The organism is Palleronia salina, from assembly GCF_900141995.1.
Classification (GTDB): domain Bacteria; phylum Pseudomonadota; class Alphaproteobacteria; order Rhodobacterales; family Rhodobacteraceae; genus Palleronia; species Palleronia salina.
The window spans coordinates 1-14754 of sequence record NZ_FQZA01000012.1; the positions used below are offsets into that span (position 1 = coordinate 1).

Sequence of the window (14754 nt, forward strand, 5' to 3'; positions counted from 1 at the left end):
GAAGTTTCCCCGGGCGGCCTCGCTCAGGATCATCTTGTCGAGGGTCAGGTCGGAGACAGCACGCCGGAGCCGCTGGTTCTCTGTCTCGAGCTCCTTGAGTCGCTTCAGCTGATCGCGGCTCATGCCGCCATACTGCCTGCGCCACCGGTAGTAGCTCTGCTGCGTGATGCCGACCTGGCGCACCGCATCACCGACCGACAGCCCTTGGCCTTGCAGCACCTCAACCTGCCGCAGCTTCAGAACGATGTCTTCGGGCTTCTCTCGCTTCCCAGCCATTCTCTGGTCCTCTCCATGACGGGATCATTCTATCCCAGTGGGCGGACCACTTCAGAGGGGGCATTTCAAGGATTTGAGGCTATCGTGACCCGCCCAGTGGTGAGGAAAGGCCTGCTCTCGTCTTCTGTTTCGCTGAATCTTGGGGGCGCCGGCAACTTGAGCTTGCCCGCGGTGGATGCCGCCGCGGCCAAGACCTTCGCAAACGCGGCTACTGCCGCTTGGACGAATTTCAATCGGGCGGAGCTGGAGAAGCAGGACGCCGTGGTCCGGCGCACTCTGCACGCGATCGAAGCGCTCAAGGTGCCGAATACTTACCCCGCAGCATGCCACGTAGCGCCTCTGGCGCGCGACGCTTCCGATCTGAATAGCCGCGTGCTGTCCAAGCTGAACGCCGAGGCCGTTGGCAACGAGGTGATGTCCCGGATCGCCCCGATCACGGCCTTCGCTGCCGATCCAAACACCGTCCGGGACGCGGCTATTGAGACGTTCGTGGAAGCTCAGCTGCGTCGATGGCGGGAATTCTTCGACACGGTTGAGTCCATGCCACTGACGCCGGAACAGCGCCTGTCGGTGGTCGTCGACGAAGACGCAACCCTGGTTCTGGCCGGCGCGGGGTCCGGCAAGACCAGCGTCATCACGGCCAAAGCGGCATACTTGGTGAAGGCGGAGATACGGAAGCCAAACGAGCTCCTGCTCCTGGCCTTCGCCAAAGATGCTGCAACCGAGATGTCCGAGCGCATCGAGGCGCGGTGCGGGGTCCCCGTGGCGGCCCGCACCTTCCACGCATTGGCCTACGAGGTCATCGGCGAAGTGGAGGGGGAGAAGCCCCCATTGGCGCCCACCGCAACAGACGACAAGGCGTTCCTGTCGCTTATAAAAGACATCCTGCGCCACCTCGTGGCAACTGACGCCGATATTGCACAAACCGTGATCAGCTGGTTCGCCGGTTTCTTCGATGATTTCCCGACCGAGTGGGACTTCAAGACAAAGCACGAATGGTATGCGCAGATAGAGAGCCGCAATCTCCGGACGCTGCAAGGCGAGACGGTGAACAGCTTTGAAGAACTTCTGATCGCCAACTGGCTGTTCCGGAATGGCATCGCTTACGAATACGAGCCGAGCTATGAGCACAAGCTCCAAAGGACTGGGCGACGCGTCTACACGCCCGATTTCCGGCTGACAGAGAGCGGTGTCTACATCGAACATTTCGGTGTGCGCAAAAAACGCGGCAAAGACGGCAAGGAGGAGCTGACGACGGCGCCTTACATCGATCGAGATGAATATCTGGCGGGTATGGACTGGAAGCGGCAAGTCCATGTCGAGCACGAGACGGTTCTGGTCGAAACCTACAGCTGGGAACGTGAAGAAGACCGCCTGCTCGACGCACTTGCCGAAAAGCTCAAACCGCACGTCACGCTGCGGCCGATCCCGGACATCGAGATCTACGACCGTGTGGCCGAGGTCGGCGTGGTCGACGGCTTTACTTCGCTGATGGGCACCTTCCTGCGTCACTTCAAGAACGGCGGCTACCGGGTCGAGGACTGTTCGGACAAGGCGCAGACGCTGAAGATGGGCAAGCGAGCGGAGGCCTTTCTCAAGATTTTCGGAGCCGTGTTCCGAGAGTATCAGGCGCGCCTGGGCGACCGAATTGACTTCGAAGACATGGTGAACCGCGCTACGGCTCTCGTCGAAAGCGGACGCTACAATAGCCCGTTCCGGCATATCCTCGTCGACGAGTTTCAGGACATCTCGACCGGGCGAGCGAAACTAATACAGGCACTCAAGCGCCAGCACTCCGACGCCAAGGTGTTCGCCGTCGGCGACGACTGGCAGTCGATCTACCGCTTCGCTGGGTCGGACATTCACATCATGCGCAACTTCGGCGCGGAGTTCGGCGGGACCTATGCAGGAGCCACTGGTGTCCATCGCACCGTCGACCTCGGCCGGACCTTCCGGTCCGTCGACAAGATCGCCCTGGCGGCCCGTCGCTTCGTTCTGCGCAACCCGGCCCAGATCACCAAAACGGTGATACCGGCAGGCGAGACGGACGAGCCGTCGATCAGGATCGCCTGGACGCGCCGCGACACCGGGGAAACGGTCTTGAACAACGCCGTGGCTGCCCTTGCCGAGACTGAAGGCAAAGGAGGCGGGAAACCTTCCATCCTGATACTGGGAAGATACCGTTTCTTGCGGCCCGATGTGGCGCGACTCCAGCGCCAGAACCCCGGGGCGACGATCACCTTCAAGACCATTCACGCATCGAAGGGCTTGGAGGCCGATCACGTGATCATCCTCGGCGCCGACAACGCCAAAATGGGCTTCCCGTCGATGATTGTCGACGACCCTCTGCTCAGCCTCGTATCGCCCGAGGCCGAGCCATATCCGAATGCCGAGGAGCGACGCGTCATGTATGTCGCCGTGACCCGGGCCCGACGGACCGTAACCATCCTTGCATCCGAGGCGCGTCCTTCTCTCTTCGTCCAAGAGTTGATGAAAGAGCCCGAGTTCGGCGTGGTCGGGCCCTTGGAAGCTCAGAAACACACCCACTCCTGCCCGGGGTGCGGTGGCCGTCTGCTCCACATGCCTGGCGAGGACGGTCGCGACTGGTATCGCTGCGAGCATGTGAAGCTGTGCGGCAGTCGCATGCCGGCTTGCCCGGCCTGCGGTGTCGGCCTTCCGGTCCGTTCTCGGGCCAGTGGAGACCTGGTTTGTGGTGATTGCGGCGAGAGCCAGCGGGCCTGCCCCAGTTGCGACGCTGGATGGCTTGTCGAACGGCGCAGCCGATATGGAGCATTCCTCGGCTGTGTCCGCTTCCCTGACTGTGATGGCAAAGCCAAGTTAGAGAAAAAGCGCAAGACATGTTGAATTGGGCGACATTGGCCCACGGCAAGACCTACAACAAAGTTCCGCAGGTAGCGCATTCGGGAGTCCACCGGCGTCGCAGCGCACGGCAGGTCCCCGACAAGGCAGATGGTGGCTCGTTTTCGTTCATGAAGCTCGACACCCGCGAGGTGGGGCGGGCCGCAATGGCAGGGTTAATGTTTCGGAGAGAGGTAGAGGCGGCGGGCGCATTGGCTCAACGCGACTGGGCATTTCGCTCTTTCAACGTGCGCCCTCCACCGGTTACCTCTCGAATAAACTGGGGGATAAACGTGGCTGACGGTGACTTGTTCGAAGAAGCAGAAGAGGAGATCGAAGACGGTCCGTGTCGTTTCCACATCGCGGAATGGTATGGGCGGCCATTCCTCGAATTGTCTGACGAAGAGCGCTTGGAGCTTGCGAATTTCAAGGCCAAAGGCAGCATGTCCAAGACGGATCAGAACCGCCTTTTGGAACTTCGCGCGAAGAATCCTCTAACCCCACGCGAAGACGCCCGCCTTGGAAAGCTTGAGCAGGACTATCTCGACCTGACCGCCACGAGGAAGGTCTGTCCCTTCCGAACTGACAGCCCCTTCCCGCTATGCACGAAGGCGGGAGGGGTGTGTTCTATTCGTCTGGTAGAAGAGGTGGGCGGCAAGGTGCAACCGGTGGCCGGTGAGAGAGCGCCGATCCGGGCGACCTGCCCCTACCGCTTCCAGGAGGGCAACCGCGTCTTCCAGGCCATCGGAAAAGATCTTTTGGGTGATCCGGAACCGCATCAAGCAGGTGAGGTCGGCTTTCTGGAATCGACAGGCAACCTGGACTCTGCACCAGGCCAAGACGTCGGACGGATCGACATGGTGCTGGTCAAGACCAACGCGCCGGAAGGACATCCCCTCGAGTGGGTCGCCGCTGAGATCCAGGCAGTTTATTTCTCCGGTGATGAGATGCCGATGGAGTTCAAGCAACTGCGAGAGAATGGCGGCAGGCTCACCATGCCAGCAGGGAAGCGCCGGCCCGATTATCGGTCGAGTGGACCCAAACGCCTCATGCCACAGCTACAGATCAAGGTGCCAACGCTCCGCCGTTGGGGACGTAAGATGGTCTGCATCGTAGACACTCCTTTCTACGACTCCATGGGGAAGATGGAGGAGGTCGAAGATGTTTCGAATGGTGATATCGTCTGGTATCTGGTCGACTTCGTAGCCGGCGATCCCGGAGAGCCCCATCAGCTTTCTGTCGGAAGGAAGGCGACGGTCACGCTGGAGCGTGCGATCGAAGGCCTCACCGGAGGCAATCCAGTCGCGAAAACGGTGTTTGAACGCCGCATCACCAAGAAAATGGACGACGCTTGATGTCGTTCTACCGTTGCCTGACAGGGCAAAATCTGGTATTGTGCATGGAAACGAAAGAAGAACAGACAGGACATCAGGCATGAGCAAGCGGAGGACCGCTGTAGATCTTTTCTGCGGCGCAGGAGGGCTGTCTGCCGGGCTCGAAATGTCCGGATTCGAGGTTCTCGCGGGCAATGACCTCTTTGAAGCCGCCGGGAAGACTTTCGAAGCGACCCACCCCCGGGCGAAGTTCTTCGGTGAGCCTATCCAGGATCTCGACCTTGATCGCCTGCTCTCGGATATCGGACTGAAGAGGGGCGAACTGACCGTCCTCATCGGCGGTCCGCCATGTCAGGCATATTCGGTCTACAACCATCAGCGCGGCATGCATGATGAGCGATCACAGCTCTTCCGTCAGTATCTTCGTGTCGTTGAGGGGCTGAATCCCGAGTGGATCGTCATGGAGAACGTAGCGGGCATCTTCTCGATCGCAGGCGGGGAAGCGGTCCATGCTATCGAGAAAGAGCTTCGCGCGCTCGGTTACAACGTTGAATATCAGATCATGCGAGCCGAACAGTATGGTGTGCCGCAAGAGCGTCGGCGGGTCGTCTTCATCGGCAACCGCATAGGCGCCCCAATCCGCCATCCGCAACCCACTCATGGACCCGGCTTGGAGCCTCTGGTCACCATCAAGGACGCGATCAATGACCTGCCGCGCTTGGAGAATGGAGAAGATCCCGGCGTCCAGAAGTATGCGACCGCCCCACAAGGCGAATATCAGAAAGCCCTGCGGGGAAATGCGGTCGAGGTCACGTGCCATGCGGCACCCCGACTGGGGAAAGTAAATGTCGAGCGGCTCGCACACATTCCACCTGGCGGAAGCTGGCGAGATATCCCTTTCGACCTGCTGCCCGCCGGTATGAAGCGTGCCAAGAGATCTGATCACACTAAGAGATATGGCCGGATGACATGGGATAGTCAGGCGTGCACCATTCTGACGAAGTGCGACATTCATTGGGGTGCCTACCTGCATCCAGAACAAGACAGGGCGATCTCGGTTCGGGAAGCCGCCCGGTTGCAAAGCTTCCCGGATAGCTTCCAGTTTTTCGGCTCGAAGACTGAGCAGTATGTCCAGGTGGGTAATGCTGTTCCGCCCCTGCTGGGGAAAGCCATTGGCGAGACACTGGTTGAACTGATGGAGGAAACTGAAGCGTCCGAGGATAGCGCAGCCTAATATGGCGCAAGCCAAATCAGCGATGTCTCGATCCGAGAACATGTCCCGGATCAAATCTAAGAACACCAAGCCAGAGATGGTGGATCGCCGCGGACTGAACGCCCGGGGGTTTCGGTTTCGCGTGCACCGGGCCGACTTGCCGGGGCGGCCTGATCTGGTTCTACCACGGTGGAGCGCAGTGATCCAGGTCCATGGCTGCTACTGGCATGGCCACGATTGCCTTGGAAGGGCCCCGAAAACCATTACTGAATACTGGGGGCCAAAGATCGTCGCGAACCGGGAGCGCGACACTCGGAATGTGGCAGTCATACGTGCCGACGGGTGGCGTGTTCTGATTTTTTGGGATTGTTGATTGAAGGGTCCCGAGAGATGGCCGGCGGAGGCCAACAAAAATCCGTGAAGGCACTCCGATCAGCGAGAGTGCGGCCGACCTCCAACCGACACCGTCGACATACCTGCAAAGGTCGAAAAGTCCTCGAAACCCTTCATCACGACGGACTATATGTTTCAGGCGTAAAACCTTGGGTCATTTTCCTTCGTATCTCAGCAGTCTGGCCAACCTTCCATTAGACCAACAGTAGAGGGTTCCCGGATAGGATATCGGAGTGTTGTCTGCCCTTGGGAATTCAGATTGACCCCTGCGGCAGGTAGCAATCTGGAGCGTGCGGCTTGGGAGCCGCTACGCTTTTCTTTGCGCTGCGAACCATTACGTAACTGTCTGTCCCATTGAACCATCCAGCAAAATGCCGTCCTGTGACCTCTCTTCCGATCTCTAATCCCAATCCCGCAAGCCGTGAGACGGTATACTCCTACCTATCGCGCCTCGCTGCAACGTGGCGGACTGACATCGTCGATCTTGCCCACGACATCGGCGCACCGTTTCGAGCGCTCATTGAACAGGACCAAAATGCTCTCGACGCCCTCGCAGATTGGGCCGGCCTGAACGCACGACAGGTGGAAGACATGCTCTCCTGGACAGGCGTCCGGGTCGGAAACGTCAGGATGAGATTCCGCGGCGAATTATTTGTGTCCCGCGCGCTTCGAAATCCAATCGTTCGGGGCTGCCCGGTTTGTCTTCGCGAAGATGCGCTCCAGCATGACGGCCCAAACACAGCTGCTATGGTCATGCGCGGGGATTGGCAGCTGCGGGAGGTCGATTTGTGCGTCCGGCATGGTCACCCTCTTATTCCCCTCTGGAAAGAACAGGCCCCTCGAGACAGGAACGACATTAAAAAGCGTTTAGAGGAAATAGAGGGAGACATCTTGGCAGGGCGACTTGATCAAGCGGAGGTCGCCCCATCAGCATACGATTTATGGTTAGACGACCGGCTTCGGGATGGTCGAGACGGCACATGGCTAAAAGGCCAGCCGCTTTTCGCAGCTACAACCTTCATCCGGCTGCTCGGGCAAGCGCTTCTGCCAGATGTCGAACCGAAGGGGCGACGGTCAGATCGTGAAAGTCACGCCGTCGGTTTCGACATTGCGCGGAACGGAGAAGCTACCATTCGCCAAGCATTGGACCGGCTTGCCGCAGCCGCCACGGGACATCTCGATGAGCCCAGAAAAGCTTTCGGAGCGATGTATTCGGCGCTCAGTAATGACTACTTGGAAGAGGTCGGCTTCGACAACTTTCGCAGATGTTTGCGCGAGTGCATACTCGACCACTGGCCCGTCGCCCCCGGCGAAGAGTTTTTGGGCGAGACCGTTACCGAACGCCGCCTGCATTCCGTTGTTACTGCGGCAAGGGAAATCGGCGTCGGAGCCCAGGTTGTTGAACATCACCTCGTCAGCGCCGGCGCAATCGCCGAATCAGACAGGCGCCCCCGCAGCCGCAAGACCTTTGACGCCAAAGCTCATGATAGTCTGCTTAGAAAGATCCCCAACCTGGTGGGATCACTTACCCTGCGCCGAGCTATGGGCGCGACGAGACACGAGTATGAATGCTTGGTCAAAGAAGGTATTTTGATCCCCCAAACGCGCATGGCGAAGGTTAAGCACCCGTGGGACCTTACAGACGGAGTTGGGCTGGTTGACAAACTCCAAGCCAAATGTAGCCCCGTCGTTTCTGATAAGGATGTCTGGGAAACACTGTTACTCGCACGTCAGCGCACAGGTATAAGCCTCACTATGCTCATAGAGGCGATCCGTGCCAATCAGCTAAAACCGGCGCGAACCGGCGGCGTCACTGGCTTTCACGGAATTCTGGTCTCAAAGTCCGAAGTCGACAGCCTCCTTCTCGCCGCCGGCGCGTCTGATCAAGCCGATACACCACTTCCAGGCGTGATGAGTGCCGCTGAATTCGGTAGGACGGTCGGATTGCGGAACCACAGGAATTTTACAGCCCTGATCGAGGCCGGTCACACCCCCGCAGAAAAACACATCAACCCGAAAACAGGCCGCCCTCAATACCGTGTTAGCGCCGACGACATTAAGGCATTCCACTGCCGCTTCGTGACGCTTCCAGTGCTGTCTGTAGAAACAGGGCACCACCGCAATACGCTGAGAAGCCTTTTAGCTGCGGCGGGCGTTTCCCGTTTCAGCCCGGCGGGACAGGATTTCGGCCCAGTCTTTTTAAGATCACACACAGAAAAAGCTCTATATTCAAGAAAGACCCCTCGATAAGATCTGAAACTCACAACGCGCTTTGTCATCCAACACCTTACAGCCACGAAAAAGAAAATTTGATCGCGCCTCAGGTGCCTCCAGGGGTTAATCGCTGTAAGAAAGAGCAGTTGAAGTGATCCTGATACTTCACAAAACGGCCCAGCAGATATGGTAGTAAATCTAAGCTGAGGCCACCAATTTGATCGTCTGAGACAGACTGTCTCGCCAATCTTCTACCTGAAAGTGGCTTGCTTGAGATAAAGCTTTCACAAGACGCACTCTGTCCATCACGATACCCGCCTCTATGGCCACATCTCGGAGCTTACTTTCCGGCACAACATGCGGGATGGCAAAGACTTTTCCGGGGTCAACTTTTAATGGCGCAAACCACCGAAGAAATCGCTGAGAAATATCGTTAAGTTTCGAATCCCAGTTATTGCCGCATGCACACTGTCCAAGAAAAAACGGCTGCCCAATCGCACGACCACATCCAAAATCCTTCCATAAAATGTAGTCCACTCCCGAGTCACCACTTTCTGGCCCCTCTTCGGGTAAATCCGGGTTGGGCTGCCAAACAAGTTCCCTGCTGCTTCCTATAGCCACTTCTGCGGCATCGCGAAATCTTCCGAATTCATTCGGCGAGCCGGTATGGCAAAAATTCACATTTTCTCCAAGAAAATTCGCGGTTAGGAGCATAGCGATTCTTTCAAACTTTCTCGGAAACTCGACGTATTCTCCTGTCGTCAAGTTTGGGCTCAAACTCGTGCAAAGCAAAAATTCGTAGACTTGGCTATTCGAGCTTATATGTTTGATTACATCCCCATCCAATGAGAATGGATAAAGATCCCCCAATGCTTTTTGCCTACGCTCAAGCTCCTCGATAATTTGTGAAGATGCTGTGTCCAAAGAGTTCTCATGGGACTGCCAAGTCTCCTCATTCCGACCGTCATCCGCCGCATAATTTTCCTCAAGAGTGTCGGCTATAGCGTCATCTCGAACACCGGAAGATGCGCGCGATTGCCCAAATCTTACAGCAACAAGCTCTGCTTGGTCAGCATCGTTGGAAACTTTAAGGAAATGCCGCCTAAGGTAAAATTCGTGCCTACTCATCGAAATTCTCGAAATCCTTATCCGCAATCTCCTTGAGTTGCTTGGCGAGCTGTGCAGAAAGAGCCCTCACCCGAAGAGAGGGATCAAGATACATCTTCGCCGTCTCTACTTCTGGCGGCTTCTCAGAAAGACTTTTGAGCAATTCAGAAAGTATGTCCCGGACCTGCCGAATGTTGTCTTCTAATTTGGTCTCGATCGGTTTTGTTAGGTCGAGAACCTCCTCGAGGCCCTTACCCGATTTGAGAAGTGCCACTTTATCTGGGTCAGAAAATGCTCTCGCAAGGGAGGATAGCTGTCTTGAGTCGATAACCGCCGCACTGCGTCCTATTGCTCTATCGCCGAACATTGCTCTGACGACGGTTGACGCATTCTCCAGCTTATGTTCCGGGATCGGATTCGGAGCGGATTGGACGCCCTCAGTGAGGCCACAAAAGTCTCGTGCAGATTTAAATCCAAGAATGGTATAAACCCATGAAAATGGATATTCAGCGACACTTCCCCTCCCTTTTTTCTGGCTGTCGCTTGGCCTGAATTCCCCAGATTCAATCAATTGCCGTATAAACCTATAGCCCTCAAGAAGACGCACGACGGTGCTATGCTGATCTCCGATCATTTCAGAAATTCTTGACACCTCCATTCCGGTGTCATCGGAAATCTTAGCTACCCAGGAAGCTTTTGCATAAGAATCCCACGGCTGCGCTGCGGCGATATGGCGAACCCCTAAATAGGATAACATCGCCTTTGCTTCTGGGCCCTCTTCGTCGAATATGAGGACTGGAATCGGCTCGATTCTGGGGCGACTACTCTCTTCCCAGACCTTCCGCATTCTTTTCGACAAAGCCTTCTGCCGCACGGCGCGCTTGTCGTTCATGAGAACTATGCATGCACATAACCGGCGATTGCCTTCCTTCACGACCAGTTGACCGCTTTTGTTGCGCACACAAACTAACGGCTCCGCAGCGAAGAAGCCATTCATTGCAAGGGAACTGATTACGTCTTCTATACCGAATTTCTCGATAATAAGATCTACCAGCTGAGATTGCTCTGCGCCACGCTCAAGATCCCCAAATCTTGGGTTTTGTGCGTCAAGTTGAAGTTCTGCAATTAACTTTTTGTCTGGAGTGCCGCCGATTGCTTCAATATTTTTTTCCGCCATCGCTGCCCTAACTTTCTTGAGTTGCTTTTATCTCATGCAGGTCAAGAAACTACGAAAAACAGGCGCCTTCAAGGACTTCTGCCAGCAAACAGCTAACAATCGTGCTCGAGCGAGCCTCCAGCGGCTTGAAGCTTTGCCAAGCGAGAGCGATTCAAGCTCTTGAATAACGGGGCAATCGTGGGAGACGTTTTGGTCCGGCCTCCTCGTTGAAGCAGGGGGCTCCTGCGGAAATTGCTCGATCAGTCTGGCTTGCTCCATGACGCAACCATGGTGCTTGTTGAGGGCGACCAGTTCCAGTCGGGCTAAGAAAGCTCATCGTCGGAGCTTTCTCGACAGAACCCCAGGCAGGGCTAAAAATTCATAATATCAGGGACTTATCTCGAAAATTCTCGGGTTTTAAAATTAACGTCTTGACAGGGGTGCGCAAGCAATTTGGGCATTTTGCGCACACTTATGCCCCCTCGGCAACCAGTCGAATTGGCGATCCCTCGAGGACTCGAACCCCGAACCTGCTGATTAGAAGTCAGCTGCTCTATCCAGTTGAGCTAAGGGACCGCTGAAGCGCGGTGTAGCGTCGATCCGCCCCGGCGGGCAAGCGGAACAAGCGCGGGCGGCGCCCCGTTGTGCGGCCAAACCTGCAAACAGGAGTTACGCATGAAACGCCTCACCACCGCCGCGGCCCTGGCCGCCACCGCAGCCTTCACCGCCCCCGCCCTTGCAGAAGAGCATGTCATGCTCGAGACGCGGGCCGAGGTGCAGAACCGGGACGGCAACGCCATCGGCACCGTCACCGTCAACGAGACGGCATCGGGCACGCCCCTGGTGATCGTGGCCCTGACGGATCTGCCCGAGGGCGCGCACGGCATCCACCTGCACGCAACCGGAGATTGTTCGGCCGACGACTTCACCAGCGCGGGCGGCCATATCGCCGGTGACGCGCAGCACGGTGTATTCGACGCCGGCGGGCCGCATCCCGGGGACTTGCCGAACGGGATCGTCGGGGAAGACGGCGACCTGAACGTCGAGGTCTTCGCGCCCTTCCTCAATATCGAGGAAATGATGATGGACGAGGACGGATCGGCCTTCATCGTGCACGCGGGCGCAGATGACTACATGTCGCAGCCCGCCGGTGACGCGGGCGAGCGGATCGCCTGCGGCACCTTCGCCGCCGCCGAGTAAGGCAGGCCGCGGACCGACACGCAAAGGGCAGCCCGCGGGCTGCCCTTTTCGATTCGGGGCTCAAGGACCGGTCAGTGGGTCCAGGCGCCGCGCCGCGAGGTGGCGAAGTTCTCGCCGTATCCGCCGGGGCGGATATTCGCCCGGCGCGTCTTGGGCTTGGTCACGATGGCGTCGATACCGTTGGATTCGGCGTAATCGCGGGCGTCCTGCTCGGTGGCGAAGCGCAGACGGACCTGGCTCTGGGTGTCGGCGGAACTGGTCCATCCCATCAGCGGGTCGACGGCGCGCGGCTCGTCGGGCGTGTATTCCAGCACCCACTCCAAAGTCTTGGCGGTGCCCGAGGACATGGCGGTCTTGGCGGGGCGATAGATGCGGGCGGGCATGGGCTCCTCCGGTGAAGTCAGGTCACTGACGGTTAAATGGCGGCAAAACGCCCGCGTGGCAAGATCACGGGTCGGACGAGCCTGTCGCGGGCCGGAACGGGAAAGGCCACCTGTCCGGAATAGAACAGGTGGCCCGATGCAAGAGAATGAGGGGGTGTGACCGGGCCCCGGGAATGGGTGGGGAATGCGGAACCCGGCCACTTGGGTTTGCTGCTTGCCCCATCAGTGAAAGCAGAAACCGGGGCGCGCCGCAAGAGCCGATTCAACCTATTGGCGAATTTCGGCGAAAAACCGGTGTCCGCCGGCGCGCCAAACGGCAGCATCCTGCGCAACCGGGGTTGTGGGGGGCGCGGAAAGGCCCAAGTTATGTGCGACCAGCCCGAGGTTACCCATGCCCTACGCCCATTCCGACAAGTCCGATGCCCAGTTGACCGCGCCCGCGCCGCCCGTTGAGACCCGCGAGAAGCTGGAAGGCGGCATCGCTTTCCGCATGAATTCCGAGTTCAAGCCGGCGGGCGACCAGCCCACGGCCATCGCCGAGCTCAGCCAGGGCGTGCGCGACGGCGAGCGCGACCAGGTGCTGCTGGGCGCCACGGGCACCGGCAAGACCTACACCATGGCCAAGATCATCGAGGAGACCCAGCGCCCCGCGATCATCCTTGCCCCCAACAAGACCCTCGCCGCACAGCTTTACGGCGAGTTCAAGGGCTTCTTCCCCGACAACGCGGTCGAGTATTTCGTCAGCTACTACGACTACTACCAGCCCGAGGCCTACGTCCCGCGCAGCGATACCTTCATCGAGAAGGAAAGCCAGATCAACGAACAGATCGACCGGATGCGCCACTCGGCCACCCGGGCCCTGCTCGAACGCGACGACGTGATCATCGTGGCGTCGGTGTCGTGCATCTACGGCATCGGCTCGGTCGAGACCTACGGCGCCATGACCCAGGACCTGCACGTGGGCAAATCCTACGACCAGCGGGCGGTCATGGCCGACCTCGTGGCGCAACAATACCGCCGCAACGACCATGCGTTCCAGCGTGGTTCTTTCCGCGTGCGGGGCGACAGCCTGGAGATCTTTCCGGCGCACCTGGAGGACCGGGCGTGGAAGTTGAGCTTCTTCGGGGAAGAGCTTGAAAGCATTACCGAGTTCGATCCGCTGACGGGCGAGAAGACCGGCAGCTTCGACCGCATTCGCGTCTATGCCAACAGCCACTACGTGACGCCGAAACCGACGATGAAGCAGGCGGTCATCAACATCAAGAAAGAGCTGAAGCAGCGGCTGGACCAGCTGGTGGGCGAAGGCAAGCTGCTCGAGGCGCAGCGTCTGGAACAGCGCACCAATTTCGATATCGAGATGCTGGAGGCCACAGGGGTCTGCAACGGGATCGAGAACTACTCGCGCTATCTCACGGGTCGCGCGCCGGGTGAGCCGCCCCCCACCCTGTTCGAGTTCATTCCCGACAATGCCATCGTCTTCGCCGACGAATCCCACGTCAGCGTGCCCCAGATCGGCGGCATGTACCGGGGCGACTATCGCCGCAAGTTCACGCTGGCCGAGCACGGTTTCCGCCTGCCCAGCTGCATGGACAACCGCCCGTTGAAGTTCGAGGAATGGGACGCCATGCGGCCCCAGTCGGTCTTCGTGTCGGCCACCCCCGCCGCGTGGGAGCTGGAACAGACCGGCGGCGTCTTCACCGAACAGGTGATCCGCCCCACGGGTCTTCTGGACCCGCAGGTCGAGATCCGGCCGGTCGAAACCCAGGTCGATGATCTGCTGGACGAGATCCGCCGTGTGACCGAGCAGGGCATGCGCACGCTCTGCACCACGCTGACCAAGCGCATGGCCGAAGACCTGACCGAGTACCTGCACGAGCAGGGCATCAAGGTCCGCTACATGCACTCGGACATCGACACGATCGAGCGGATCGAGATCCTGCGCGACCTGCGGCTGGGCGCGTTCGACGTGCTGATCGGCATCAACCTGCTGCGCGAGGGGCTGGATATTCCCGAATGCGGGCTGGTGGCGATCCTGGATGCCGACAAGGAGGGCTTCCTGCGCTCGGAAACCTCGCTGATCCAGACCATCGGCCGGGCCGCGCGGAACGCCGACGGCCGCGTCATTATGTATGCCGACCGCATCACCGGCTCGATGGAGCGCGCCATGCGCGAGACCGAGCGCCGCCGCGAGAAGCAGCTGGCCTATAACGAGGAACACGGGATCACGCCCGCCACGGTGAAGAAGAACGTCGAGGACATCCTCGCCGGCCTCTACCAGGGCGACGTGGACATGAACCGCGTGACCGCCAAGATCGACCCGAAGGCGCAGGGCTCGAACCTGCAGGCGGTGCTGGACGGCCTGCGCGCCGACATGCGCAAGGCGGCCGAGAACCTGGAATTCGAGGAAGCCGCCCGCCTGCGCGACGAGGTCAAGCGGCTGGAGGCCGTGGACCTCGCCGTGTCCGACGACCCCATGGCCCGCCAATCCGCCGTCGAGGCCGCGTCCGAGGCGTCCACGAAGGCGTCCGGACGCAGCACGGCGGGCCGCCCGGGGCAGCGTGGGGGGAACGTGAAGCGGCGGAAGAAGGGCTAGCCAGTCGGCGGGAAGCAAGGCCCTGT

General features: G+C 58.9%; 11 protein-coding genes and 1 tRNA gene. 7 read left to right on the forward strand and 5 right to left on the reverse strand.

Features of this window, described 5'->3' with window-relative positions:
* The coding region (locus BUB76_RS14420; protein WP_073126442.1) for a transposase at positions 1-276 on the reverse strand (276 nt) is incomplete at its 3' end.
* Positions 277-291: 15 nt separating this feature from the next.
* Here BUB76_RS14420 and BUB76_RS14425 point away from each other — a divergent pair.
* From BUB76_RS14425 to BUB76_RS14445, 5 genes are all read left to right on the forward strand, one after another.
* Complete coding sequence (locus tag BUB76_RS14425) at positions 292-3141, forward strand: UvrD-helicase domain-containing protein (protein WP_373280057.1); 2850 nt, start codon at positions 292-294, stop codon at positions 3139-3141.
* A complete protein-coding gene (locus BUB76_RS14430) occupies positions 3135-4490 on the forward strand; it encodes a NotI family restriction endonuclease (protein ID WP_236737927.1) in 1356 nt (451 codons plus the stop codon). The genes BUB76_RS14425 and BUB76_RS14430 overlap by 7 nt, the downstream gene beginning before the upstream one ends.
* A gap of 79 nt (positions 4491-4569) precedes the next feature.
* Positions 4570-5703: a DNA cytosine methyltransferase gene (locus tag BUB76_RS14435; RefSeq protein ID WP_073129505.1), complete on the forward strand. Its 1134-nt coding sequence runs from the start codon at positions 4570-4572 to the stop codon at positions 5701-5703.
* A 1-nt stretch (position 5704) separates the two neighbouring features.
* Positions 5705-6055, forward strand: a complete 351-nt coding sequence (locus tag BUB76_RS14440) for a very short patch repair endonuclease (RefSeq protein WP_073129506.1) — start codon at positions 5705-5707, stop codon at positions 6053-6055.
* 401 nt (positions 6056-6456) lie between these two features.
* The gene (locus tag BUB76_RS14445; protein WP_073129507.1) at positions 6457-8325 is read left to right on the forward strand and encodes a TniQ family protein; all 1869 of its coding nucleotides are present in this window, start codon (positions 6457-6459) and stop codon (positions 8323-8325) included.
* Positions 8326-8487: 162 nt separating this feature from the next.
* On the opposite strand, the gene BUB76_RS17705 is transcribed toward BUB76_RS14445, so the two are convergent.
* The 3 genes from BUB76_RS17705 to BUB76_RS14450 all read right to left on the reverse strand — a co-directional run bounded on the left by BUB76_RS17705 (position 8488) and on the right by BUB76_RS14450 (position 11128).
* Positions 8488-9417, reverse strand: a complete 930-nt coding sequence (locus BUB76_RS17705) for a hypothetical protein (RefSeq protein WP_139250885.1) — start codon at positions 9415-9417, stop codon at positions 8488-8490.
* Positions 9410-10573 (reverse strand): hypothetical protein, encoded by a 1164-nt coding sequence (locus BUB76_RS17710; protein WP_139250886.1) that lies wholly within the window; start codon positions 10571-10573, stop codon positions 9410-9412. The genes BUB76_RS17705 and BUB76_RS17710 overlap by 8 nt, the downstream gene beginning before the upstream one ends.
* Before the next feature lie 478 nt (positions 10574-11051).
* Positions 11052-11128: transfer RNA gene (locus BUB76_RS14450), tRNA-Arg, on the reverse strand.
* A 99-nt stretch (positions 11129-11227) separates the two neighbouring features.
* On the opposite strand from BUB76_RS14450, the gene BUB76_RS14455 reads away from it, so the two are divergent.
* A complete protein-coding gene (locus BUB76_RS14455) occupies positions 11228-11752 on the forward strand; it encodes a superoxide dismutase family protein (protein ID WP_073129508.1) in 525 nt (174 codons plus the stop codon).
* Positions 11753-11823: 71 nt separating this feature from the next.
* On the opposite strand, the gene BUB76_RS14460 is transcribed toward BUB76_RS14455, so the two are convergent.
* Positions 11824-12135, reverse strand: a complete 312-nt coding sequence (locus BUB76_RS14460) for an ETC complex I subunit (RefSeq protein ID WP_073129509.1) — start codon at positions 12133-12135, stop codon at positions 11824-11826.
* Between the two features lie 391 nt (positions 12136-12526).
* Between BUB76_RS14460 and uvrB the strand changes: the two genes are divergently transcribed.
* Positions 12527-14728, forward strand: coding sequence for an excinuclease ABC subunit UvrB (uvrB, locus tag BUB76_RS14465; protein WP_073129510.1), 2202 nt, complete (start codon positions 12527-12529; stop codon positions 14726-14728).
* The last annotated feature ends 26 nt before the right edge of the window (positions 14729-14754 follow it).